The sequence below is a fragment of the Marinovum sp. J2-8 genome (genome assembly GCF_055808435.1).
The window spans coordinates 1-24,118 of sequence record NZ_JBVVRZ010000013.1 but is presented as its reverse complement, the minus strand read 5'-3'; the positions used below and the strand labels follow the sequence as shown (position 1 = coordinate 24,118).

General features: G+C 58.7%; 19 protein-coding genes, 2 tRNA genes and 4 pseudogenes. 18 read left to right on the top strand and 7 right to left on the bottom strand.

What is annotated here, in order from left to right; all coding sequences use genetic code 11:
• Positions 1-83 precede the first annotated feature (83 nt).
• The 4 genes and pseudogenes from glpX to AC0L4F_RS22305 all read left to right on the top strand — a co-directional run bounded on the left by glpX (position 84) and on the right by AC0L4F_RS22305 (position 3,720).
• On the top strand, positions 84-1,046 hold the full coding sequence (glpX, locus tag AC0L4F_RS22320) for a class II fructose-bisphosphatase (protein WP_244691551.1): 963 nt from the start codon (positions 84-86) through the stop codon (positions 1,044-1,046).
• Positions 1,046-1,648, top strand: coding sequence for an isochorismatase family protein (locus AC0L4F_RS22315; protein ID WP_244691550.1), 603 nt, complete (start codon positions 1,046-1,048; stop codon positions 1,646-1,648). Before glpX ends, AC0L4F_RS22315 begins: the two co-directional genes overlap by 1 nt.
• Positions 1,645-3,393, top strand: a pseudogene (recJ, locus tag AC0L4F_RS22310) (single-stranded-DNA-specific exonuclease RecJ). The gene AC0L4F_RS22315 and the pseudogene recJ overlap by 4 nt, the downstream one beginning before the upstream one ends.
• 252 nt (positions 3,394-3,645) lie before the next feature.
• Positions 3,646-3,720, top strand: a tRNA-Glu gene (locus AC0L4F_RS22305).
• Between the two features lie 194 nt (positions 3,721-3,914).
• Here the strand turns inward: AC0L4F_RS22305 and AC0L4F_RS22300 are convergent.
• Entirely contained in the window at positions 3,915-4,433 is a 519-nt protein-coding gene (locus AC0L4F_RS22300; protein ID WP_244691549.1) for a hypothetical protein, read from the bottom strand.
• Between the two features lie 134 nt (positions 4,434-4,567).
• On the opposite strand from AC0L4F_RS22300, the gene AC0L4F_RS22295 reads away from it, so the two are divergent.
• The gene (locus tag AC0L4F_RS22295) at positions 4,568-4,939 is read left to right on the top strand and encodes a hypothetical protein (protein WP_244691548.1); all 372 of its coding nucleotides are present in this window, start codon (positions 4,568-4,570) and stop codon (positions 4,937-4,939) included.
• Between the two features lie 2 nt (positions 4,940-4,941).
• Here AC0L4F_RS22295 and AC0L4F_RS22290 read toward each other — a convergent pair whose 3' ends face one another.
• Both AC0L4F_RS22290 and AC0L4F_RS22285 read right to left on the bottom strand, forming a co-directional pair.
• Positions 4,942-5,892: an asparaginase gene (locus tag AC0L4F_RS22290; protein ID WP_244691547.1), complete on the bottom strand. Its 951-nt coding sequence runs from the start codon at positions 5,890-5,892 to the stop codon at positions 4,942-4,944.
• Positions 5,893-6,037: 145 nt separating this feature from the next.
• Positions 6,038-6,898, bottom strand: a complete 861-nt coding sequence (locus AC0L4F_RS22285) for an AraC family transcriptional regulator (protein WP_244691546.1) — start codon at positions 6,896-6,898, stop codon at positions 6,038-6,040.
• Positions 6,899-7,233: 335 nt separating this feature from the next.
• On the opposite strand from AC0L4F_RS22285, the gene AC0L4F_RS22280 reads away from it, so the two are divergent.
• Genes AC0L4F_RS22280 through AC0L4F_RS22270 form a run of 3 tightly spaced genes read left to right on the top strand, consistent with a single transcriptional unit; the run spans position 7,234 to position 10,554 of the window.
• Positions 7,234-7,695: a (2Fe-2S)-binding protein gene (locus AC0L4F_RS22280; protein WP_244691545.1), complete on the top strand. Its 462-nt coding sequence runs from the start codon at positions 7,234-7,236 to the stop codon at positions 7,693-7,695.
• Position 7,696: 1 nt separating this feature from the next.
• On the top strand, positions 7,697-9,940 hold the full coding sequence (locus tag AC0L4F_RS22275; RefSeq protein WP_244691544.1) for a molybdopterin cofactor-binding domain-containing protein: 2,244 nt from the start codon (positions 7,697-7,699) through the stop codon (positions 9,938-9,940).
• An 8-nt stretch (positions 9,941-9,948) separates the two neighbouring features.
• The gene (locus AC0L4F_RS22270; RefSeq protein ID WP_244691543.1) at positions 9,949-10,554 is read left to right on the top strand and encodes a hypothetical protein; all 606 of its coding nucleotides are present in this window, start codon (positions 9,949-9,951) and stop codon (positions 10,552-10,554) included.
• A 7-nt stretch (positions 10,555-10,561) separates the two neighbouring features.
• Here the strand turns inward: AC0L4F_RS22270 and nanR are convergent, their stop codons facing one another.
• Complete coding sequence (gene nanR / locus AC0L4F_RS22265) at positions 10,562-11,293, bottom strand: transcriptional regulator NanR (protein WP_244691542.1); 732 nt, start codon at positions 11,291-11,293, stop codon at positions 10,562-10,564.
• A 206-nt stretch (positions 11,294-11,499) separates the two neighbouring features.
• Positions 11,500-11,703, bottom strand: coding sequence for a hypothetical protein (locus AC0L4F_RS22260; protein WP_473447047.1), 204 nt, complete (start codon positions 11,701-11,703; stop codon positions 11,500-11,502).
• Positions 11,704-12,242: 539 nt separating this feature from the next.
• On the opposite strand from AC0L4F_RS22260, the gene AC0L4F_RS22255 reads away from it, so the two are divergent.
• Both AC0L4F_RS22255 and AC0L4F_RS22250 read left to right on the top strand, forming a co-directional pair.
• A tRNA-Ser gene (locus AC0L4F_RS22255) sits at positions 12,243-12,332 on the top strand.
• A 151-nt stretch (positions 12,333-12,483) separates the two neighbouring features.
• Complete coding sequence (locus tag AC0L4F_RS22250; protein ID WP_473447044.1) at positions 12,484-12,603, top strand: DUF6538 domain-containing protein; 120 nt, start codon at positions 12,484-12,486, stop codon at positions 12,601-12,603.
• A gap of 5 nt (positions 12,604-12,608) precedes the next feature.
• Here the strand turns inward: AC0L4F_RS22250 and AC0L4F_RS22245 are convergent.
• Positions 12,609-13,016: pseudogene (locus AC0L4F_RS22245) on the bottom strand (IS66 family transposase); the annotation flags it as partial.
• Between the two features lie 5 nt (positions 13,017-13,021).
• Here AC0L4F_RS22245 and AC0L4F_RS22240 point away from each other — a divergent pair.
• The 7 genes and pseudogenes from AC0L4F_RS22240 to AC0L4F_RS22210 form a co-directional block, all read left to right on the top strand.
• Positions 13,022-13,565, top strand: a pseudogene (locus tag AC0L4F_RS22240) (DDE-type integrase/transposase/recombinase); the annotation flags it as partial.
• An 808-nt stretch (positions 13,566-14,373) separates the two neighbouring features.
• Positions 14,374-16,335 (top strand): hypothetical protein, encoded by a 1,962-nt coding sequence (locus AC0L4F_RS22235; RefSeq protein WP_244691541.1) that lies wholly within the window; start codon positions 14,374-14,376, stop codon positions 16,333-16,335.
• A 34-nt stretch (positions 16,336-16,369) separates the two neighbouring features.
• Complete coding sequence (locus AC0L4F_RS22230) at positions 16,370-18,238, top strand: DUF4214 domain-containing protein (protein ID WP_244691540.1); 1,869 nt, start codon at positions 16,370-16,372, stop codon at positions 18,236-18,238.
• Between the two features lie 161 nt (positions 18,239-18,399).
• Positions 18,400-18,858: pseudogene (locus AC0L4F_RS22225) on the top strand (IS6 family transposase); the annotation flags it as partial.
• A 351-nt stretch (positions 18,859-19,209) separates the two neighbouring features.
• A complete protein-coding gene (locus AC0L4F_RS22220; RefSeq protein WP_244691538.1) occupies positions 19,210-20,190 on the top strand; it encodes a tripartite tricarboxylate transporter substrate binding protein in 981 nt (326 codons plus the stop codon).
• A gap of 87 nt (positions 20,191-20,277) precedes the next feature.
• Positions 20,278-20,751: a tripartite tricarboxylate transporter TctB family protein gene (locus AC0L4F_RS22215; protein WP_244691537.1), complete on the top strand. Its 474-nt coding sequence runs from the start codon at positions 20,278-20,280 to the stop codon at positions 20,749-20,751.
• Positions 20,752-20,755: 4 nt separating this feature from the next.
• Positions 20,756-22,270: a tripartite tricarboxylate transporter permease gene (locus tag AC0L4F_RS22210; RefSeq protein WP_244691536.1), complete on the top strand. Its 1,515-nt coding sequence runs from the start codon at positions 20,756-20,758 to the stop codon at positions 22,268-22,270.
• Between the two features lie 233 nt (positions 22,271-22,503).
• Here the strand turns inward: AC0L4F_RS22210 and ychF are convergent, their stop codons facing one another.
• Positions 22,504-23,601 (bottom strand): redox-regulated ATPase YchF, encoded by a 1,098-nt coding sequence (gene ychF / locus AC0L4F_RS22205; RefSeq protein WP_244691535.1) that lies wholly within the window; start codon positions 23,599-23,601, stop codon positions 22,504-22,506.
• Positions 23,602-23,828: 227 nt separating this feature from the next.
• Between ychF and AC0L4F_RS22200 the strand changes: the two genes are divergently transcribed.
• The coding region (locus AC0L4F_RS22200; protein ID WP_244691534.1) for a tryptophan synthase subunit alpha at positions 23,829-24,118 on the top strand (290 nt) is incomplete at its 3' end.

The window sequence follows — 24,118 nt, the reverse complement described above, 5'->3', positions numbered from 1 at the left end:
CGCAAATGGCCAAGCCCCTTGCGGCCCCTTCCCCGCAAAGGGTAATCACATGGGGACGGTGTTCACACAAAGGATCAAACCTCATGGCCCCCAAGGATTTCAACGACCGTATGCTGTCTCTGGGCCTGGCCCGTGTGGCGGAACAGGCCGCGATTGCCAGTGCCAAACTGATTGGACGTGGTGACGAAAAGGCCGCGGATCAGGCCGCCGTCAACGCCATGCGCGAACAGCTTAACAAGCTGGACATCAAGGGCGTTGTCGTCATCGGCGAAGGTGAACGCGACGAAGCGCCGATGCTGTTTATCGGCGAAGAGGTGGGCACCGGCGAAGGTCCGGGGGTGGATATCGCGCTTGACCCGCTGGAGGGCACAACCCTGACCGCCAAGGACATGCCCAACGCATTGACCGTGATCGCCATGGGACCGCGCGGATCAATGCTGCATGCCCCTGACGTCTATATGGAAAAGCTGGCCATCGGGCCGGGATATTCCGAGGGTCTTGTGACGCTGGACATGCCGCCCGCCACCCGCGTGTCGGCGCTGGCCACCGAAAAGGGCTGCTCACCGGAGGATATCACCGTCTGTATCCTGGAACGGCCCCGCCATCAGGAAATGATCGACGAAGTCCGCTCGACCGGGGCGTCGATCCGTCTGATCACCGATGGCGACGTGGCCGGGGTGATGCATTGCGCAGAGCCGGACAAGACCGGCATCGACATGTACATGGGATCGGGTGGCGCGCCCGAGGGTGTTCTGGCCGCTGCCGCATTGAAATGCATGGGTGGCCAGATCTATGGCAAGCTGTTGTTCCGCAACGACGATGAAAAGGCCCGCGCCACGAAGGCCGGGATCACCGACTTTGACCGGATCTACACCCGCGACGATATGGTGACCGACCATGTGATCTTTGCCGCGACCGGCGTGACCGGCGGGTCCTTGTTGCCGGCGTTGAAGCGCGAACCGGGCTGGACCACCTGCGAAACCATCCTGATGCGGTCAAAAACCGGGTCAGTCCGGCGCATGACCTATCGCAATCCGACCCAGTGATGACCCCGACCACCACAGTATCGCCGGCGACCCCGCCGAACAGAACCGCGCTGGTGATGATCGACTTTCAGACCGGGTTTAATGACCCAGTCTGGGGCGCGCGCAACAACCCGGACGCAGAGCAGCATGCGCGCACCCTGTTGGATGCGGCCCGCAGATCCGGCTGGGCGGTGCATATGGTGCGCCATCTGAGTATCGATCCGCAAAGCCCGCTGCATGGCAGCAGCGACGGGGCTAATTTTCTGCCGGGGTTTGCCCCACAAGACACCGATGCCCTGCATGAGAAGTCGGTCAATTCCGCCTTTATCGGCACGTCACTGGAACAGGATCTGCGCAACGCGGGCCTGACGCATCTGGTGATCTGCGGGCTGACAACGCCGCATTGTGTTTCGACTTCGGTGCGGATGGCAGCGAACCTGGGGTTCGTGGTGACACTGGCGCATGATGCCTGTGCCGCTTTTGCCGCCACAGCCAATATGAGCTGGCAGGCGGGCAGCCCGGACATGAGCGCCGAAGACAGCCACCGCGCCGCAGTGGCACATCTGCACGGCGAATTTGCCACGGCGCGTCGTGTTGCCGAAATCACAGGGCAACTGACATGAGCGCCTATCTGGGGGTGACGCAATCGCTGACCGGGCGACGCTGGGTTGGTCCGGGGATTGCGGTTGAACGTCAGGCCAGCCTGCTGGAACAATCCGCCACCCTGCCGCCCGCTTTGGCCTTGGTGCTGGCGCGACGTGGCGTCGAGGCTGATCAGGTGACGGCGTTTCTTGATCCCAAATTGCGCGATCTGTTGCCCGATCCGCGCAGCATGCGCGACATGGAACCGGCAGCGGCCCGTATCCTGCGGGCGCTGGAAACCCGCGAAAAAGTGGCGGTTTTTGCCGATTACGATGTCGACGGCGGCACATCCGCCGCCTTGCTGATAGATTGGTTCCGGCATTTTGGCCTGCAGGTGACGCTCTATGTCCCCGACCGCATCGACGAAGGCTATGGCCCGAATGAACCCGCCATGGCAGAGCTGGCGCGTGGTCACGACCTGATTATCTGTGTCGATTGCGGCACGCTCAGCCATGCGCCAATCGAGGCGGCCAAGGGCGCGGATGTGGTGGTGCTGGATCACCACCTTGGCGGTGAAACGCTGCCCGCTGCGGTGGCCGTGGTCAACCCGAACCGCCAGGACGAAGATGGCGCGCTTGGCCATCTCTGCGCCGCTGGTGTGGTGTTCCTCTGCCTTGTCGAACTGGGGCGGCAATTGCGCGAGATCGGCAAACAGGGGCCTGATCTGATGGCGCTTCTGGATCTTGTCGCCCTGGGGACGGTGGCCGATGTTGCGCCCCTGATCGGTGTGAACCGGGCCTTGGTCCGCCAGGGGCTCAAGGTCATGGGGCATCGTGCGCGCACCGGTCTGGTGGCGCTGTCCGATGTGGCGCGGCTCGAATTCTGCGCCGTCGTCGTATCACCTTGGCTATGTGCTGGGACCACGGGTCAATGCCGGCGGGCGGATCGGCCAGGCGGATCTGGGCGCGCGGCTGTTGTCGACCACAAATGAAGCCGAAGCCAAGGCGATGGCGGAGCGGCTTGACCAGCTGAACAGCGAACGTCGCGAGATCGAGGCCGCCGTGCGCGCCGCCGCGCTGGATCAGGCGGAACAGCGCGGGCTGGATGCGCCACTGGTCTGGGCTGCGGGCACTGGCTGGCACCCCGGCGTTGTCGGCATTGTTGCGTCCCGCCTGAAAGAGCTGACCAACCGTCCGGCGATTGTCATCGGCTTTGATGGCGACGACGGCAAGGGATCGGGGCGGTCGGTGGCCGGTGTCGACCTTGGCGCGTCGATCCAGCGGCTGGCGGCAGAGGGGCTTCTGGTCAAGGGCGGCGGGCACAAGATGGCCGCGGGCCTGAGCCTGACACGTCAGATGCTGGAACCGGCCATGGCGCGGCTGTCGGAATTGCTGGCCAAACAAGGTGCCGGTGATGGCGGCCCCGCCGACCTGCGCCTGGACGGCATGCTCATGCCCGGCGCGGCCTCACCCGAATTGGTGAACCGCCTTGAAGAGGCCGGGCCCTACGGTGCCTCGGCCCCTGCCCCGCGCTTTGCCTTTCCCGATATGGCAATCCGCTTTGCCAAACGCGCCGGTGACAGCCACCTGCGGCTCAGCTTCTCTGACGGTCTTTCCCCCCGATCGAGGCCATTGCCTTTGGCGCCTATGACAGCGCGATTGGCACTGCGATCGAAAATCATGGGGGCAAGCGATTCCACCTTGCCGGCAAACTGGACATCAACACCTGGGGCGGACGGCAAAAAGTGCAATTGCGGCTGGATGATGCCGCCGAAGCCACCGGCTGACCACCGTCAAATGGCCCCGCGTCGGGCGCGATTCTTGGGATCAACGGCAATGGCCGCCCAAAAGCATGTCCAACGCCATTGAATCGCAATAAATCCCACCATAACGCAATAAAAATTTTCAAACAAAATCAATAAGTTGTCGCGAGAATTCGAAAAAAAACGCTCCAAATCGACTTCTGTCGCAGTTTCTTCAATTTTCCGCTTGCACCTAGCGCCCGCTTTTCTTAGAACCCGGCTCACGCCACAACAGCTGGCCCGTTCGTCTATCGGTTAGGACGCCAGGTTTTCAACCTGGAAAGAGGGGTTCGATTCCCCTACGGGCTGCCACTTCCCTACACGAAGTGCAGTAGTGCTGAACCGGAAGGCGAGAAAATCCTTTGAAATCAGTCCACTTGTGTCACGCGGCTCCACATGCATCTCAATGATGTTTGCTTGGGATGACTGGCTTGCAAATCGTCGCCCCCCCACACTTCAAGCTGCATCTACCGTCTTCGATCTGGTCTGCGCGCAGCGCTCCTGATCTAGTCCAGCGCCTCGATTGTGATGCCCTGTTCCAGCTGTTGCAGGTGCGCGTCGCGAAGTCCTGCCCAGTCTTCTGCATGTGCGCCGCCCTGGCGCAGCGCAGCAGCGGTTAATCCCTTGGGTGCCAAATCTTCGACCTGCAGGATCAGCATCTCCTGGCGGGGGGCGTCCTTGGGCACATAGGCGAACCGCGACCAGATATAGTCTTTGGGTATGGGAAATCCGTGGTCGTCGGCAAAGCTGTAGTAGCGTTCTGAATTGGTCCCCGGCAGGCCGTTGGGAACCAGCCAATGCCGCCGAACAGGATTGGCATCCACATGGAACTCCAAAGGTCCGATATGTGTCGCGCGCGGCGCTGCCGAATAATCGTAAGCCCCTGCAACTTCAGGCAATATCGCTTCGAATTGGACGTTGATTATGGATCGGGTTGCGCCATCCGAATGCGCCGACACAAATAGATATTGTTCGGCTTCCACCGTGCCATAGAGGATGAAATCTTTGCGCCCCCAGATAATCATACTCTGGTGGAAACGTGATGCGCGCGGATGGATGCGCATAAGACGTGAGCGTGTTCCCTTCGACGGTACGCTTCAGCCCTGTCATGCTCACTTCTGACGAGAACCGCCCAGGATGGCTATAGTGGATCTTGTAGATGGCGAAACCGACCGCACCGACAACCCCAAGACCAAAGAGGGTCGTGGACAGCAAAATCCACTTTTTCACTACTCTGCTCCTGCTGAATGAGATGTCGCTGCGCGATACAAATCAGGTAGTGGCCAGCCTTATGATTTTCAATGCACAGGGCCGCCGGTGTGCAGGCATGATCCCGTCAGGGTCGCGGATCTACATACGCGCCGACGCCCTTCGCATTCTGCGCATGGCGGGAAAGCGGCAAAAGGCCAGCGTTGTCCGAAAGGCTCTCGTGCATGATCCGCATCAACTGGTGATGCGCCGGTCTTTATCGCCCGGCACCTCGACAAATTGCAAGATCGGCAACAGTCTCTTCGATCAGCACCTTGGGTGAGATCACATGCCCCGTTCGCCGCACAAAGCACGTTCCAGGTATGCACGTTGCGCCGGAAAGCCGCGGTGCAATGACAAGGCAAATTGCATTTTGACATAGGCCATTTCCAACGTCGTATCGCGCCCGTCGATCACATCGCAATCGGGCAAGATCTGGCCCGAGGCATAGGTGCCAAACCGCATGCCGCCTTCGGGGCATTGGCTGATCGCGATCACCGGGATCTTTCGGGATTGGGCTGTGGCCAAGGCGCGGCGCAGCGCCGCTGTGTCGGGCGCGGTGCCAGAGCCATAGACCCGCAGGACAATGCCGTCACATTGGCTACAGCCATAGTCCATCAGGGCGCTGCTGCCCCCCGGTGTCACCGTCAGAACCGCGACATTGCTTTGGTCAACACGCTGAAGCATCGGTGCCGCCGCGGCAATTCGCGGAGCCACATCGCTGGACGCCGCACAAAAGGCATTTGGCGCCGTTGAATGCGCCTTACGCACCCGCCCGCCATGCAACAGCTGACCGGCGAATTGCACCCAGATACCGGGCTCGGCATGTTCTGCCGCGCGCAATGCATCTGCAAGATTGCCCCAACCGTCGCTGTCGGGCACGGTCAATGGCACCATCGACCCGGTCACGATCACCGGAAGGGTCACGCCCGGCAAAGACAGGCACAGCGCGGCGGCCGAAAACGCCAGCGTATCGGTGCCATGGGTCACCACCACCGCGTCATATTTGCCCTCTGCGTCAAACACCTGTGCGGCGATGGCGGCCCAGTCTTTGGGGGTCGCTTCCGAACTGTCGATCATCGGGTCCATCGTCACAAGCTCGACCAAGGCGGTGACCCGGCCATCCGCGACCATGCTGGCCACCGCCGCCTCGACCACGCCCGCCTTGGGGGCGAAGCCGGCCTCGGTGGCGGCCATGCCAATGGTGCCACCGGTATGGATCAACAAGATGCGCATGTTCTTCCCCTGGATGTGGTCCCGGTCGCACCCGGCATTGCCGCGAACCCTAGCCACAGACCCCAAGACGGTCAAACCGGAACCATCCGATCAGGCCGAGCGCGCCCCCGACCGTCCTACAGACCGCCCCGCCGAGCGCCCGCCCTTACCGCCCTGCCCCGCCGAGCGCACCAACCAAATCCAAGCGGCATTGCATCGGCGTCTGACCGGTCCAGCCGCGAAACGCCCGAAAGAAAGAATTCGGGTCCGCAAACCCCAGAAGAAAGGAAATTTCGTCAAAACTGATGTCGACCCGCGCCAGGTAATGCAGGGCCAATTCCCGCCGCGTGTTGTTCAGAATGGATTGAAACGGAATGCCAATTTCGGAAAGCCGCCGATGCAAACTGCGTTTTGACAGGTTCAGCCGGGTCGCGACCACATCGGCATTGGATTGGCCGCTGGGCAACAGTTCCAAAAGCACCTGACGCACGCGGGTGTCCAGGGTCTGAACAGAGCCAAGATCCCCCAATTGCCGCCGCAAATCCGGCTCGAACACCGCCCAAAGCGCAGGATCACGCGACAACAACGCCAGCTCCGCCACATCGGGTGGCAAAAGCAGCTCCGCGTATGGTCCCGCATCCACAGGGCATCCCAGATACCCGGACAGCGCGGTTTGCAATCCATGCCCCGCCGGCAATCGCGCGGCCAGAGCGGCGATGTCCTGGCCGGTATGATTGCGCAGCAACTCCATGACATAGACAATTTCGAACGCCGCCATGGCGGGGGGATGCGGCAGATCGGGATCAGGCGAGCGCAGGGTGACCGCAAACCCGTCTGGCACCTGGCCACTGTCCAACAGCACCGGCCCCACCAGCGGTTTGAACTTGGCCAGCCGTTCCAACCCGGTCCCGACATCGGGACTACAGGCAAAGGCAAAACAGGCCGCGCAAACCCGATGCGCGCCGCGAACCGCGCCAGATCCAGCGGCATGTCGGGTTTGTCCACCTCGACCTCGACCGCAGCCCAAAGCGCAAACACCTGCTCTATGGTGGCGCCCCTGTCTTCGCCGGAAAACATATCGGGCGACAGACCCGCCCGCAGGCAAATCCGCTCTGGCGGCAGATCCAGATACTGACACAGCCGCAGGACGGTTTGACCAACCTGATACCGCGCGCGCGAAATTGGGGGTGACATCATCATGGCCAGAAGGATTGCACCGCCGCCCGCGCGGGGAAAGACTGCAAACCGTCCCTGGCACGATTTGTTTGTCGATTGGCACGATTGGTCCCTCGTCGTCGCGGCTTTGCCTGCTATCTATCCCTTAGCGAATGATTGAAATTCAGCCAAGGGGCAGCGTCGGGCATGAAGCTTACGGTAGATGGTGTGGCACATGAAGTGGATGTCGAAGACGACATGCCGCTGCTTTGGGTGCTGCGTGATGAATTGAAACTCACCGGCGTGAAATACGGCTGTGGCATTGCGCAATGCGGCGCGTGCACGGTGCATCTGGATGGCGCGGCGGTGCGGTCCTGTCAGATTGCAGCCGGGGATGCCGAGGGCGCAGAGGTGCTGACCATTACCGGACTGGGCCAGCCGAACGCGCTGCATGCGGTGCAGGCCGCCTGGGTCGAGCATCAGGTGGCGCAATGCGGCTATTGCCAGTCCGGCCAGATCATGCAGGCCGCCGCCCTTCTGGAAAATGATTCAGAGCCGACAGACGAGGTGATCGACATCGTGATGTCCGGCAATCTTTGCCGGTGTGGCACCTATCCCCGCATTCGGGCTGCGATCCATACCGCCGCCGCAAAAATGAAAGAGGCATGAGATGGGCCGTCTAAAGACCTTGACCCGCCGCGCTTTTCTGGTTGGCACTGCGGCGGTTGCCGGCGGTGTGGCTTTTGGCGTCTATACCGTGCGCCGCCCGCATGAAAACCCGCTGCTGGGCGATCTGGAGCCGGGACAAGCGGCGCTGACGCCCTATGTGCGGATTGACGGTGACGGCGTGACGCTGATCACCCCGCGCGCGGACAAGGGCCAGGGCGCCTATCATGTCCAGGCGGTCTTGCTGGCCGAGGAGCTGGACCTTGATCTGGCGGAGGTGCGTGTCGACCCCGGCCCGCCCAGCGCGGCCTATTGGAACACGGCGCTGGCCCCCGAAGCGGCGGAATTCACCATTCCGGCCCAAGGCATGATGCGGGACATGGTCGAAGGCGGCCTTGGCGCGGTGATGAAGGTGATGGGCATGCAGATCACCGGCGGCTCCACCACCGTGGCCGATCAATTCGACAAACTGCGCGCAGCGGCTGCTTCGGCGCGCGAAACGCTCAAACTGGCGGCGGCGGATCAGACCGGGGTCGCGGTCAGTGACATCAGAACCGAAAACGGCGCGGTGATCCTGCCCGATGGGCGCGCCATTGCCTATGGCGATCTGGCCGGGGCTGTGGCCGGGATGGACGTGGTCCAGGATGTGCCGCTGCGCGCCCCTGCACAGTGGCGCTATATCGGCAAACCGATGCAGCGGATCGACATGCTGGGCAAATGCACCGGCACGCTCGACTATGGGATTGATCTGGACGTTCCCGGCATGTTGCAGGCCACGGTCGTGTTGAACCCGGCGCAGGGCGGCGCATTGAACCGCTTTGATGCGACCGAGGCCGAAAAGATGCGCGGCGTAAAGGCGGTTTTGCCGGTGACGGGCGGCTTTGCGGTGGTGGCCGACAATACCTGGCGCGCCTTTCAGGCGGCGCAGATGGTTGTGCCGGACTGGGGTGACACATCGAACATGCCCGCCACAATGGAGGGCCATTGGCAGGCGCTGTCAGATGCGTTTACCGACGACCAGCAGGACAGCCGCCAGCGCGACGATGGCGATGTCGACAGCGCCCTGTCGGGTGGCAAGATCATCGAGGCCGAATACCGCGCGCCCTATCTGGCACATGCGCCGCTGGAACCGATCAGCGCCATTGTCCGCGTCGATGACACCACCGCAGAGGTCTGGACCGGCACGCAGATCCCGCGCTTTGTGCAAACCAATGTCGCCCGGATCGCCGGGATCGAGGCCGACGCTGTCACCCTGCATGTACAGATGATGGGCGGCTCTTTCGGGCACCGATTGGAAGATGAGGTGGTGAAACAGGCCACGGAAATCGCGGTACAGTTGAAGGGCGTTCCGATCAAGCTGACCTATGCCCGCGAAGAAGACATGACCCACGACTTCCCCCGCCAGATCGCCATGGCCCGGCTGCGCGGCAAGGTGACAAATGGCCAGGTCGAGGCGATGGATCTGTCGATCGCCTGTCCCTCTGTCATCGTTTCACAAATGGGCCGTCAGGGCATTTCGATGCCCGGCCCGGACAGCCAGATTGTCGCTGGCGCATGGAACGCGCCTTTTGCCATCCCGCACCATCGCGTCACCGGATACCGTGCCGCGCCACTGGCACCGATTTCGTCCTGGCGGTCGGTGGGCGCATCCCATGCCGGGTTCTTTCAGAACGCCGCGCTGGACGAATTGATTTTTGCCGCCGGGGCAGATCCGCTCGAAGAACGGTTACGGCTGGTGCATGACGATCTGGCGCAAAAAGTGCTGGAGGCAGTGGCAGACATGTCGTCCTGGGACGGTCCGCTTGGCAATGGGCGCGGGCGTGGCGTGGCGCTGACCACCAGTTTCGGCGTGCCCTGCGCCGAGGTGATCGAGGTCAGCCAAACCGAGGCCGGCCTCAAGCTGGACAAGGTCTGGGTCGCGGCCGAGGTCGGTCGCGTGGTCGATCCGGTGAACTTTGAAAATCTGGTTCAGGGTGGGGTCATCTTTGCCCTTGGTCATGCCATGAACTGTGAAATCACTTATGCGGACGGCATTGCCGAACAAAGCAATTACCACGCCTATGAAGGCATGCGGCTCTATCAATGCCCGGACATCATGGTGCGCGGTCTGGAAAACGGTGATCAGGTCCGCGGTATTGGCGAGCCGCCAGTGCCGCCCGCCGCTGCGGCACTGGCGGGGGCGATCTTTGCCGCCACGGGCACGCGTCTGCGGGAAATGCCATTCAACAAATTCGTCGATTTCGCATGAGAGCGCCCATGAAACATCTTGCCCTTTGTGCCGCTGGTCTTTTGGCCCTGCCCGTCTTTGCCGAGGGCGAAAACGTCACTATCACGCCGCCCGCCTCTGTCAGCCGCGCCGACGGTCTTGCGGCCTGGGCGCGGATTTATCAGGTCACCTCGCACCCGCGCTGTTCCAATTGCCATGTCGGACCGGACAATATTCCGATGTGGTCCGGCCCCAGCTATGGCCGCCCCCGCCCACATGGGATGAACATCAATGGCGGCGAGAGCCGGATCGGCGCGGAATTTCTGGCCTGTAGCACCTGCCACGCCACAACCGGCACCCGCGCCAATGACGCGCCGCATATGGCACCACAGGTGACTGCGGATTGGCAATTGCCGCCGGTTGAGGCCCATTGGTTTGGCAAATCCTCCGAAGACATCTGTCACCAGCTGCGCGACCGCGATCTGAACGGTGACCGCAGCTATCGCGAGATTGCCGAGCATCTGGATCATGATGTGATCCTGCATTGGGCCTGGTCACCGGGTGGCGGACGCGAACCGGCCCCCTATTCGCTTCAGGAACATGTCAACGACGTGCTGGCCTGGGGCGTGGCCGGGATGCCCTGCAGCGACGATTGAACGACGCCTAGCCGCTGCGCCGGAACGCCGCGCTGGAGCGATCGAGGTGCTGCCCCATGATCGCAACCGCGCCGTCCACATCGTGGGCTTCGATACAGTCGGTGACCTTGCTGTGTTCGTCCAGGGTGACCTTTTCATTGCCCTGCCAATGCAGGACGCCGTCGTGGTATTCAAACAGCCAGCCCAACATCGCATTGGACACCGACAGAACAATCGGATTGTCGGAAATCGCCGCAATCCGCGCGTGAAACCGCACATCGGTCTGCACAAAGGCCGCCATGTCGTTTTTCAGAAAGCTGCGCTGCAATTCGATCAAGGCGCGCAGATCCGCCACATCCTTGGCCGAGGCCCGCGCCGCCGCATTGCGCACCATGCCCAATTCGAACATGCGACGCGCCTCTTTCAGGTGATCCAGATTTCCCGGCGCGGCAGACAGAACCAATCGCGCGATGTCGTCAGATTGGCTCAGCACCGTGCCGGCATCAATCTCGTTCACCCGCGACCGTTCGCCGTGGCTGATGGTGATCAGCCCGCTATTGTGCAACGATTGCAGCGCCTCGCGCACCGCGGGACGCCCCACGCCGAACCGTTCCATCAAAGCTCGTTCCGATGGCATGGCATCGCCCGGCATCAATTCGTTGCTGGTGATCATATCGCGCAAACGATCCAGAACCTGGTCCGACAATTTGCGTCGGGTGATCTTTTCCGGGACCGCATTGTCTTTGCCCGCCTTTGACACGCCGGAAACTCCTGCAATATTGTGTGTTTGTCGGATGATACACCAATTTAGACGGCCGCCAACAGGGACAATGAGCATACTTGTTGCCGAAAGCCGTTATCGACAAGCCCTGCATCCCTTACGCGCGCCTCTCGGATGAAATCGCTCAGGTTTCAGGACAGGATTGCGGCTTGGCCAAGATGGAATGTGGTTGGGTTCATGCCGCCTTACGGGATTTTCTGTGACAAAGACTGCGTCGTCCGGGGGCGATTGTCGAGGGCCGCGAAGCGCCGCTCCAACAGGTTCGGCGCGATGTGGAAGGCCGGGATGCTGTTGGTTGTCACCTTGTAAGACTTCCTCCGCTCAACACCGATACCGGTTTCCGCCATCAGCCGCCCGACGCGGCGATGGCCAAAGTTCAGATCCAGCACCTGATCCGCACTCGGGCGTCCTTCCTGAAAATCATAACCGACCCTGCGCGACGATTGAGATGACCGAACAAAAGATTGCGGCATCATTCCGCATAATGGATGCGACTGGGTCTTTTGGGGTTTTGATATGTCATGCCGTGGCGCGGGGGTGTTGAACAAAACTGCGATCTTACACGCGGCCCTGACAGACGGCATCCTCCATTATTCGACCAGCTCCTCTGTGCTCGCTGAACCCGGATCGTTGTACACGGATTTCATGACCAACCCGCCCTGTAAAAAGAAGACCGGTTCGCGCCTGCGTAGACCGAAACGCCTTTTGATCCCTTACCCTCGCGCGCCGCGAATGCCTACGCACATTCACCTTGACGCAGTTCAAGGCGCTTTACCTGTCAGGGAAATTGACCAAATATTCCCTAAATCCCGCGCCATTCAGTGCCACTGAGAGCCATTTTGACGCCTGTGATGTCCAAATAGGAAAATTTCAAAAACGGGAATTTTCGCCTTGTACCCCCTATGTTTCCTTGGCTATACGCGTCGGTGGAGACGTGGCCGAGTGGTCGAAGGCGCTCCCCTGCTAAGGGAGTAGGCGGGAAACCGTCTCGAGGGTTCGAATCCCTTCGTCTCCGCCACTTGACCTGTAAATCACTAGTCATAAACCGTTTTTCCAAGAGCGTTACTGACAAACCCAGCCCCCGCTACAGACACCCGTTACAGTGGGAACGCCAAGGATGGGCATTACTCCGCATCTCGTGCTTCGAGGTACGACCTATAATTTTTTGCATGGTTGTGCCGCGCCACCTCGTGAAATCGATAGGGCGGGCTGAGATTTCGACGTCCTTACGAACTGTTAACCGAAAGGAAGCCGCGCTTCGTGTCGCCATAGGCAAGCGTGCGGCCTGACCGCCCTATGGAGCGGTTTTCCAAGGCAGCAGATCATCGACGCGGTTGATCTTGTAGTCGGGGATGCGGGCGAGCGTGTAGGCGAGCTATGCTTGCGGGCCGATGTCATTCAATTTGGCGGTTTCGATCAAGGTGTACGCGATCGCAGCCGCGCGACCACCGGTTTGCGATCCTACAAACAGGTAGTTTTTGCGACTGACGGCAACTGACCGCATGGCCCGTTCGGCTGTGTTGTTATCCAGCTCCAGGATGCCATGGTCGAGGTACTGCCTGAGCCGCGTCATGCGCGTCAAGGCATAGCGGATTGCAGCCGCCAACGGCGATTTGCCCGAGATACTGGGAAGTTGGGCGTGCAGCCATGCTTCGAGGTCATCGAAGACCAGTTTGGCCTTCGCTTGCCTGACATTGACGCGGTGGTCTGAGCGACTTTACCTATGTCTCAACCTGGCAGGGCATTGATTACGTGGCTTTTACATCGACACGCTCGCAGATCGCATCGTCGGCTGGCGGGTCTAGCGATCTGCAAAAACAGACTTTGTCCTCGATGCTCTGGAACAGGCCCTGCATGATCGACGGCCCGTACAGAAAGCCGGATTGATCCATCATTCGGACCGCCCTTCTCATGGTTTGCTTTGCAAACCACTGTCAGGCAGCGGGACGGGCACTATGTGTCAATTCGCGACACCGGGCGTTTGGCTGAGGCTGGCATCGAACCGTCGGTCGGCAGCGTTGGTAACTCGTATGACAACGCCCTCGCCGAAACGATAAACGGCCTCTACAATACCGAGCTGATCCACCGCCAGGGATCGTGGCACAACATGCAGGATCTGGAAATTGCCACCCTCGGCTAGGTCGATCAGTTCAACAACACGCGCCTGCTCGGGCCTATCGAAAATATCCCACCAGCCGAGGCCGAAGCGAACTTCTATGCACAGCGCGAAATGCTCGATATGGGCGCGTGAAATGAAGCTAAAGGCCTCCGGCAAACCCGGGGCGGTTCATAGCTCACACTTCAACAGTGCTGCGCGAAGATCTGTTTCTGGTACTCGACGTAATGGGCAACACGTTACGCGACCACCGCGACCGCGCGTTGTTGTTGACCGAATAGGCCGCGAGCTTTCGCTGTTCGGAACTGGTCGAGACGGATCCTGACCCTACTGCGTTCAAGATCGACCTGACCGGACAAGCCCGCAAAATCGGTATCCCGTTGGGGAGGGCCCGTCATTGCCCCGTTACAGCACTGACGGCATGGCGTGAGGTTTTCGCGGATGGCACCGGTCCCCTGTTTCGCCCGATTGATCGTCACGGCTACGTTTCGCCCGTCCGACTGCGCGGCGATGCCGTATCCACCATCTTGCGCGACCGGGTTCGCTGGGCCTTGGTTGACCCCAAGGGCAAAAGTGGCCACAATCTCCATGCAGGCCTTGCCACCAGTGCAATCAAAGCAGGTATTCAACCTTTAAGGTGAGAGCGTAAACGGGACGTGCTTCGGATGCGATGTTAAGTCGATATGAGCGGGATTGCGAAACGTTTCATGGCAGCGCAGTTGGGGGGTGTTTTTTGGGGGGCGGAAAATAAGGATTGGCAACGAGATCGAATAACCTGAGGCTGACTGACCAAAACAGCCGTTGATTGAAGATCTGAAACCTCACCCCGCAAAATTGGTCCGCCTCTATAGTTAAAAGACGTCGGCACAAGCATAGGAAACAAGGTATCCTGCGCGCAATGAGGCCAAAAACTGCAAATTCCCTTCTTTAGAATGTAAAGATTATGACACCAATCACCAATTTTTCTGTTCAATTGGATGGCATGGATATTTCCGCCATTGCCGCCACGCCTTTTGATCTTGTTGTCGTCGAAAGCGGTTACGTGGGGCACGACCCGGACACTCTGCTGCCAACCCCTGGTTTTGTCGCACAGCTCCCCCCACAAGAAGACGGTCGCTTGACGCTGGCATACTTGAATGCATCCGTGACCGACCACAATCGCGCCTATTGGCCCGACAACTCGCTTGAATGGTTGACACCGCCAGCGGCCGATGCAGCGGATCTTGATACCGGCACGCCCTCGTGGAACAGGCCAGATCCACGCGTTCCGGATTGGTTGGAAAACAATCGCGGCATGGCGACCGGGCCAGAGGATAATGGCGACGGCACGTTTGGGTTCATCGTGGATTGGAGTGACGCGGATTGGCAGGCCCGTGTGATCAAGGAGGCGGTCTATCTGGTCAAACAAGGCTACAGCGGTATCTTCCTCGACGACGTCGGGCGCTATATGACCAACCATTTTTTCAAAGACCCGAATGGCCAACCAGCCGAATTCGACCAATTTGGCTACCCGGTTATCGATCGAACGACGCTGGCGCAATACGCATCAGAAATGATGACTTTTGTCACCGAACTGAGTGATGCAATCAAAGCAGTGGACAGCAACGCTTATCTTTTGATCAATTCGGGCCTCGATATCGTGGACCATGCGAATTTGACGGATAGCGAAACGGCAGCGCATTACTACGCCGCCGTGGACGGGTTCCTGATGGAGGCGCAATACGCTGCCTCGGTTGACGGCGACACATACAATCCTTGGGGCAATGCAAAAAGCCTTTATGGCGCAAATGCCACTGACCTGTTCGCGCTGGAAAGCGTCGCAAACCTTGATGATGTAGCTGAATTTTATAATTGGGCGCATGCCGAGGGCATTCTTGGGCTGGCTACACCCAGTACTAATTATGCAAATCCGCCTGCCGTGCCGCCCGGAACACCGGAACCCGAGAATATTTCCGGTGACGATAGCATCACGGGAACGTCTGCGGCTGACAACATCCAAGGCGGGACCGGAAATGACACCATCACCGGTGGAGGTCACCAAGATGCGATTTTTGGCGGCCTGGGCGACGATAATATTTCCGGGGGATGGAACGAAGATACGCTTGTCGGTGGCCCGGGAGATGACACGATCAGCGTCACGGCTCTGGTTCTCGGAACTTATGACTTTCAATACATTTATGAGGACGAAGAAGACCTTATTTTACCGGGATTGGGTCACGATACAATCTTCGGAACCCAAGGGACAACATTCACCAACCATTCGGGCGAATACAATCACTATGCTTCTGCAATCCTCTCATACCGGGATCTGCCCGAAACCGGCGGATTAACACTGCGCGTCAGTCCGAATACCGATTATACGCAGTATTTTAATGACGACTTCCGCGAATTTGTTGGCACAGTTCAAAGCGATGATGGCCGTGTGGATGACGTTTTTACGCCCGTTCGCACACTTGAGGGAAGCCTAGAGGCGGACCTTTTTGAACTTGAACCAAATGTGCAGGACAAATTTTTGGTGGGGCATGGAGGCGATGATGTCTTTAGCCTTGGGTCAAACGCCTCTGCGACACTGCGTTATGATCGGGAATCTGCATTTAATCCAAATTCCATTGGGATCGCGGTCGATTTCAGCACGCGTACTGTTTCCGACACATATGGGGATGTCGACCAGTTTAGTGGCAATGTTTCGATACATGGTACAGAACTTGGTGATCTTTTTGACCTCCGCGGGGCCGAAACGCTTATCGAGTTTACGACTGGAGATGGTGACGACACCATTTTGACGGGTGATGGACGTATTGATTTGATCTTGTCCAAGGGTGCGGACAGGATCGAATTGGGATCAGGTGGCGGCGACATCCGCCTAGGGGACTGGAACTCACTCTGGCCCAATAAAATCAATTGACCTCGCCGGCCTCGGCCGGGATGGACAGATCTTATTGTCGTTCGCTGGAAATAATGAAGATATTTCCTTTGATGGCAGTACTGGGGCGGGTTTTGTCGGGCAAACCCAAGTTGTCGAGTTTGACAATATTACCCACTTAACAGCGGGAAACGGCACACTCGGCTTCATTGACGACGCGTATTCTGGCGCAGTTTATTCGTTCAATAATATGGGAGACGGTCGCATCGCCTTAACGGGTGATCTTTCAAACGACACCATTCATGTCCAAGGTAACTCGCCAGAGCTAAGCATTCCATTGGGAATAACCAGCGCGATCAATATCAACCTTGCGACCAGCCAGTTTTCGAGCTTTGGCTATGCCGCAGGCACAGACCCGACCATCACGGGCAACGCTGCAATAACCACGCTAGTCATTGGGGCAGACAATCGCATCGCTACGGATTTTGCCTCGGGTCGCGCGGAAGCGCAGATTATAGGATCGCAAGAGGATGAAACGCTTGCTTTCCTCTCAGCCGGGGCAGATACGCTTGTTGGCGGCGGGGGCATTGATACTTTGGATTACAGCGGCCTTGCTTACCCGAATGGGCAGGACACGCTGTATAGTTTGTCCATAAATCTGGTCACGGGAATCGCGCAAACGCCAGAGCAATATGAGTACAGCCGAGATTTTCACTTCAACGGGCACGTCGGGTTTTATTCTGAGTATTTTGACCCAAACGTCAGCGTCCGATTGCTCGACCAGCAAATATCTGAGTTTGAGAATGTAATTGGATCGGTGGGCGATGACACCATTTCGGGCGATCAGTTTTCAAATGTGCTGGCCAGCGGCGACGGGAATGACATATTGGTCGGATCATTCGTCGATGCAATAGATACCACAGCCGCGAAAATCTATCGTATTTACCAAGCAACCCTGGGTCGCACTCCCGATACCGGAGGTTTTGTCAATTGGACGAACCGGCTCGACTCTGGCGCGCTCACCTTTCAAGAGATTGTACATGGATTTGTTGCCTCCAAAGAATTCAAAAATGTCTACGGTGCTTTAAACAACACCGAATTTGTTACACTTCTCTATAACAATGTACTTGATAGAGAACCGGATACCGCGGGTTTGAACGCTTGGGTCACGCGCATATCAGAAGGATCAAGCCGCGAGCAAATCGTGATCGGATTTGCGCAGAGCCCAGAGTTCAAAACAATAACCGAAGCCGAGTCAACCGCTTATGCAAACGCGTTTTTCGGGTGGAAACAAGGTGACTATCTTGACGATATCTTCCGCCTTTATCAGGCAACTCTAGATCGCACACCAGACCAAAAGGGGTTGGAGGCGTGGACATCAAGATTGATGGATGGTCAGGCTTATACAACGATTGCAGAAGGCTTCACAAATTCGACCGAATTTCAGAACATCTACGGTGCGCTCGATAGTGAAGAATTTGTTCGCCTACTTTATCAAAACGTCTTAGATCGTGAGCCTGACCTGGCTGGCCTAACGAACTGGACACGCGCCATTGATGAGGGAGGAAGCCGCGAAGCGGTAGTGCGGGGGTTCGCGCAAAGCTCGGAATTTATCCAAAAATCACAAGATGCATTTGAAACCTACATACGTTCACTTGAAGGCGATGTGTTAGATGGCGGTGCGGGCAATGATATTCTGTGGACAGGGTATTCCGCTGACATGTTTGTTTTCGACGCAAAGGATCGCGGCTCAGATGTCGTGCTGCAAGTAGATACTTGGGATACTCTTGAATTCAGTGGCTTTGGCTACAATTCAGACGCCGACATTCTTTCTCGATTGACGGTCGAAGGGCCGGATATTATTTTTGAAGACCAAGGAGTCAGGATTCAGTTTTTGGGCGTTGATCAGTCAACATTGGAATCGGTCGACTATATCCTTTCATAAATGCCTAACAAGTCATGAGAGTATGAGGCCCACGAACTTCAGAAACAATCGACGCTTTGTTTTGGGTTTAAGTGAAACCATCGGATTCATTTGCAACAATCTGGTCCCTTTTTACGGGGCTGTTGCGTTAATCGTGTCGTTTGGCGGCTTTGAGGTTAGACATGCGGCGGCCTTCACCCATCAAGCATCACCGCTTTCCGCGCGAGATCACCCTTTGCGCTGTTCGCAGGTATCTACGGTATCCACGGTCCAACCAGGATGTCGTGGACCTTCTGTCAGAGCGTGATGTCACCGTGGACCGATCGCCTATCTAACACTGGGTTCAGAAGTTCGGTCCCGATTTGGCTAAGCGCACCGTGAAACACCTGCACCGTGCGAGTTTCGACTGGTATGCCGACAAGACCTACATCGGTGTCGCTGGTAAGTGGCATGATCTCTGGCGGGCCATCGATGCCACCGGCCAGATGATTGATTTCCGCCACACCGCGCGACGCGATGCGAGGGCTGCAAGGGCCCTTCTCAACAAGGCCATCGCGCATGTGCGTCTGAACCGGCCTGTTACAATTGTGACGGACGAGGCGCACAGTGATCGACGCGCCATTCGTGAGATCAATCACAAGCTGCCAAGCGTCAAGCGCGAGATCGAATTCATACGCGGGCTGTTCGAAAGCGCTGCGTGATCCAATCCTCCTGCTGGGCCGTCGCGCACCACTGAATATAATGCAACAATCCCTCACGAACGCCCTCGCGATATCGCCGCTGGTGTGGCCACAGCCACCGCTGCACATCCAACAGGCATTCGTCGAAAAACGTGAAGAAAACAGGCAAAAAACGCCACCGCCAACAGGTGCGAAGAATTTGTTGACCCACAAAGATTCATAGTATCTATTTCTTGAAATTGCCTGTGACCCGCAACTCCGGATTGTCCGGCTTTTGGGGGTGATGCGGGCAAAATGGGAGGAATAAAAATGATGAACCGCCGAAATTTTGCAGCGCTTGGTGCCCTTGCCGTCGCCGGAGCGATGACAGCCATGACGGCCACCCCGGCACTGGCCGAATATCCAGAGCGCCCGATCACGCTGATCGTGCCTTGGGGGGCCGGCGGGGGCACCGATGCCACCGGACGGATGATCGGCACGCTGTTGCAGGCGGAACTGGGTCAGCCCGTGGTTGTGGTCAACCGCGACGGCGGCAGCGGCGTTGTCGGGCACACCGCAATCGCCACTGCCGAGCCGGACGGCTACACAATCGGCGTCGCCACGGTTGAAATCGGCATGATGCATTGGGCCGGTCTGACCGATCTGACATGGACCGCCTATACCCCGATCGCCCTTTACAATGCCGACGCTGCGGGCGTGATCGTGCGTGCCGACAGCGATTGGACCAGCGCCAGCGACGTGCTTGCTGCGGTCACGGCGGAACCGGGAAAATACAAGGGCTCGGGCACCGGACAGGGCGGCATTTGGCATCTGGCATTGGCGGGCATGCTGAACGACGCAGGCATCAGCCCCGATGCGGTGCCATGGGTCCCCTCCAAAGGTTCAGCGGCAGGACTGCAAGAGCTGGCTGCGGGCGGCGTTGACATCGTGACCAGTTCGATCGTCGAAGGCGCGGCAATGATCGCCGCAGGTCAGGCCAAGGCGCTGAATGTCATGGCAAGCGAACGCATCGGCGCCTTTGCCGATGTCCCGACGCTGAAGGAGACAACCGGTTCCGATTGGCAATTGGCCGCTTGGCGCGGCATCGTTGGCCCCGCCGGCATGCCGGATGAGGCAACCCAGAAACTGACCGTTGCCCTGGAAAACGTCTGGAATTCTGATGAATTCCAGGAATTCATGAACGGACGCGGCTTTGGTCTGACCTGGAAATCGGGTGACGACTTTGCCGGATGGATGAAATCGTCCGACGCGTCGCTGGGCGCGGTCATGACTGCGGTCGGCTTGGCAAAATAGACCAACACTAGCGAAAAGCCATGCGACTGGGATTGGGCGGCGGCAGGCCGCCCAATTTCGCTCTGCAACAATTTTTGCGAGGTCAAAATGCGCTTCAATGACGCTGTTCCGGGCTGTTTCCTTATCCTTTTTGCGATAGCCGAGATCCTCTATACCCAGACCTTCCCCCAGCTACACGGACAGAACTTTGGCCCTGACCTGTTCCCGATCCTGATCGGCGGCGGGCTGATCATCTGCGGCGGCCTGCTGGTCTTTCAGGGCGTTGCGACACGCCGGACGGTGCCGTTGCTGACATTGGGCGATTGGTCCAAAGACCGCCGCACCGTTGTCAATCTTGGGCTGATGATCGGCAGCATGGTGTTTTATATCCTGTTTTCGGGCAGCCTTGGATTTGTCGTGACCTCGACGCTCCTCATGACCTTGTTGCTGTCACGTCTGGGCACCGCACTTGTCCCCAGCATCGGGATCGCCGTGCTCGTCACGATGATCATTCACACCGTTTTCGCAAAAATCCTCCTGGTGCCGTTGCCCTGGGGCATTCTGCAAGCCATAGCGTGGTAAAAACATGACCTGGGACGTCCTTGTACAGGCTTTTGGTCTGGTTACTCAGCCCTATACACTGGGGGTTATGCTGCTGGCGGCGATGTTCGGCCTGTTTGTCGGCTCGATGCCGGGGCTGACGGCCACGATGGCCACGGCGCTGCTGATCCCCTTCACCTTTTTCATGGATCCGGTGCCGGCCATCTCGGTGATTGTCACCGCCGTTGCCACCGCGATCTTTGCCGGCGACATTCCGGGCGCCCTGCTGCGCATTCCCGGCACACCGGCCTCGGCGGCCTATTGCGACGAAACCTATGCCATGACCCGAAAGGGGCTGGCCGAGCGGGCGCTTGGCATCGGGCTTGTGACCTCGGTGATTGGCGGGCTGGTCGGCGCGGTGGTTCTGTCGTTCAGCGCGCCGTTTCTGGCCAAATTTGCCATCAAATTCTCGTCCTTTGAATATTTCTGGCTGGCCTGCCTTGGGCTGTCCTGTGCCGTCATCATTTCGTCGGGGTCGACGATCAAGGGGTTTGTGTCGCTGTTGATTGGGCTGTTCATCGCTACAATCGGCATCGACGGCACGGCCGGGCATCCCCGGTTCACCTTCGGCAACGTCGAATTGATGGCCGGGATCAGCTTTATCCCGGCAATGATCGGCATGTTCGCGATCTCCGAGGTGCTGCGCTATGTGGCTTCGACCCATAAGCCGCTGACAGTGCCAAATCATCCGCCCAGCCCGGTTTTCCGCGGTCTTGGACCGATCCTGCGCAAATACAAAATGAATATCGTCCAAGGCAGCGGTCTGGGCGCAATCATCGGCATCCTGCCGGGTGCGGGTGCCGATATCGCGGCCTGGATCAGCTATGCGCTGGCCAAGAAACGCTCGAAAACGCCGGAAAAATTCGGGACCGGCCACCCAGAGGGGCTTGTCGCCGCAGGTGCTGCCAACAACGCCAGCATCGCCGGCGCCTGGGTTCCGGCCATCGTCTTTGGCATTCCGGGGGATTCGATCACCGCCGTTGTCATCGGTGTGCTCTATATGAAGGGCATGAACCCGGGTCCAATGGTGTTCATTCAGAGCCCCGAGTTGATCTATGCCGTCTTCATGGCCTTCTTTCTGGCCAACCTTGCCTTGCTGCCGCTGGGCTTTGCAGCAATCCGAATGTCGCGCCAGGTCCTGCGGGTGCCGCAGCGCATCCTGATGCCGATCATCCTGATGTTCTGTGTGGTCGGCGCCTTTGCCATCAACAACACGGTGTTCGGCGTCACGCTGATGCTGGCATTGGGCATTCTTGCCTACATCATGGAAGAAAACGGCTTTCCGGTCGCCCCGGCCATTCTGGGCATCGTTCTGGGTGGCATGGTCGAAGACAACTTCATGTCGTCGATGATCAAGGCAGATGGCGAACTGATGGGGTTCTTCTCGCGTCCGATTGCCGCGACTTTGGGGGTCGTTACGATCCTGCTGTGGATGACGCCGCTTCTGCTGGCGCTATGGCGCAGAGCACGTCGCAGCGGAGCGGACAGCGCCGCCCCCTGACACACGAACCCCGGCGGATATCCAATCGGTTCTTCGCCGGGTCGTATCAGGTCTGGCCATTACGGATCAGGCCAGACTTGATCAGGCCAAACATGATCAGACCAAACACAAGCAAACCAAACACAATCAGACCAGTGTGACAGGCCAAGCCGCACCTGTTCCGCGTGAAGCGGAACAGGTGATCATCGCCATGCGGACCGGGGCCCACGCATGACGCTATGGCCTTGCAGACCTCAGGTGTTGAACAGGAAGTGCATTACGTCGCCATCCTTGACGATATAGGATTTGCCTTCAGCGCGCATTTTGCCCGCTTCCTTGGCGCCGTTTTCACCGCCACAGGCGACATAATCGTCATAGGCGATGGTCTCTGCGCGAATGAACCCTTTTTCGAAATCGCCATGGATCACGCCGGCGGCTTTCGGGGCGCTGGTGCCTTCGCGGATTGTCCAGGCGCGGGCCTCTTTGGGACCGACGGTGAAATAGGTTTCCAGATGCAAGAGGTCGTAACCTGCACGGATCAAACGGGAAAGACCGGCCTCATCCAGGCCCATCTCGTCCAGGAACATCGCGGCCTCATCATCGTCGAGCTGGCTGATTTCCTCTTCGATCTGCGCGGAAATCACCACGGATCCTGCGCCCTCGGCCGCGGCCATTTCGGCGACACGGGCCGAAAATTCATTGCCTTCGGCGGCGCTCGCCTCATCGACATTACAGACGTAAAGGATCTTTTTCGAGGTCAGCAGTTGCAGGCCTTTCCAGGCTTTGACGTCCTCTTCGTCGACGTCGGCCTGACGCGCGGGTTTGCCCTGATCCAGCATCTCCTGGGCTGCCGCCAGCAGGCGATCCTGCTGGATGGCCTCCTTGTCGTTGCCTTTCAGCTTGCGCACCAATCCAGCGCGCCGCTTTTCAATGCTTTCCATGTCGGCCAGCATCAGTTCCGTTTCAATCACCTCGGCATCGGCCACGGGGTCGACCCGGCCTTCGACATGGGTGACATCGCCGTCTTCGAAACAGCGCAGCACATGGGCAATGGCATCCACTTCGCGGATATTGGCAAGGAACTGATTGCCGAGGCCCTCGCCCTTGGACGCACCTTTGACCAGCCCGGCAATATCAACAAAGGTCATCCGCGCCGGAATGATCTGTTTCGACGTGGCGATCGCCGCCAATTTGTCGAGCCGCGGATCGGGCACCGCGACCTCACCCACATTGGGTTCAATGGTGCAGAATGGAAAATTCGCCGCCTGCGCCGCTGCGGTGCGCGTCAGCGCGTTGAAAAGCGTCGATTTGCCGACATTTGGCAGACCGACAATCCCCATCTTGAAGCCCATGACCGATGATCCTTTGACAGTGCGGGTGCATGTTCCGCGTGTTTTGCAGGCAATTTCACCCGGCGCTTCTATTTGGGCCGGAAGACAAGCGCAAGTCGTCGCCACATGTCACATCCTTTCGGGCCTCGCCGCAAGGACGCCCTACAAGGGCCAGAGACGCCCCTGCCCCATTGCCAAGACCGCACAAATTCGGCACATGAAGGGAAAGATATCCGAAGGACAGCCGCATGACCCGTATCGACGCCAAATTCGCCGCGCTCAAAGCACAGAACCGTAAGGCCTTTGTCGCTTATGTCATGGCGGGTGATCCAGATTTCGACAGCTCGCTTGAGCTGGTGCGCGGCCTGCCCGGTGCAGGCGTGGATGTGATCGAACTTGGCTTGCCATTTACCGATCCGATGGCGGATGGCCCGACGATCCAGCTGGCCGGGCAACGGGCGCTGGAAAGCGGCATGACCCTGGACCGCACTTTGGAACTGGCGACAAAATTCCGCGAAACCGACAATGAAACGCCGAT

Bases quoted from the DNA above. Each gene is read 5' to 3' on its own strand.
- ychF (WP_244691535.1), bottom strand. From the start codon at position 23,601: ATGGGCTTCAAGATGGGGATTGTCGGTCTGCCAAATGTCGGCAAATCG.
- glpX (WP_244691551.1), top strand. From the start codon at position 84: ATGGCCCCCAAGGATTTCAACGACCGTATGCTGTCTCTGGGCCTGGCC.
- AC0L4F_RS22250 (WP_473447044.1), top strand. From the start codon at position 12,484: ATGGTTGTGCCGCGCCACCTCGTGAAATCGATAGGGCGGGCTGAGATT.
- AC0L4F_RS22315 (WP_244691550.1), top strand. From the start codon at position 1,046: ATGACCCCGACCACCACAGTATCGCCGGCGACCCCGCCGAACAGAACC.
- AC0L4F_RS22280 (WP_244691545.1), top strand. From the start codon at position 7,234: ATGAAGCTTACGGTAGATGGTGTGGCACATGAAGTGGATGTCGAAGAC.
- AC0L4F_RS22270 (WP_244691543.1), top strand. From the start codon at position 9,949: ATGAAACATCTTGCCCTTTGTGCCGCTGGTCTTTTGGCCCTGCCCGTC.
- AC0L4F_RS22295 (WP_244691548.1), top strand. From the start codon at position 4,568: ATGGCGAAACCGACCGCACCGACAACCCCAAGACCAAAGAGGGTCGTG.
- AC0L4F_RS22215 (WP_244691537.1), top strand. From the start codon at position 20,278: ATGCGCTTCAATGACGCTGTTCCGGGCTGTTTCCTTATCCTTTTTGCG.
- AC0L4F_RS22290 (WP_244691547.1), bottom strand. From the start codon at position 5,892: ATGCGCATCTTGTTGATCCATACCGGTGGCACCATTGGCATGGCCGCC.
- AC0L4F_RS22220 (WP_244691538.1), top strand. From the start codon at position 19,210: ATGAACCGCCGAAATTTTGCAGCGCTTGGTGCCCTTGCCGTCGCCGGA.
- AC0L4F_RS22235 (WP_244691541.1), top strand. From the start codon at position 14,374: ATGACACCAATCACCAATTTTTCTGTTCAATTGGATGGCATGGATATT.
- AC0L4F_RS22210 (WP_244691536.1), top strand. From the start codon at position 20,756: ATGACCTGGGACGTCCTTGTACAGGCTTTTGGTCTGGTTACTCAGCCC.
- AC0L4F_RS22300 (WP_244691549.1), bottom strand. From the start codon at position 4,433: ATGATTATCTGGGGGCGCAAAGATTTCATCCTCTATGGCACGGTGGAA.
- AC0L4F_RS22275 (WP_244691544.1), top strand. From the start codon at position 7,697: ATGGGCCGTCTAAAGACCTTGACCCGCCGCGCTTTTCTGGTTGGCACT.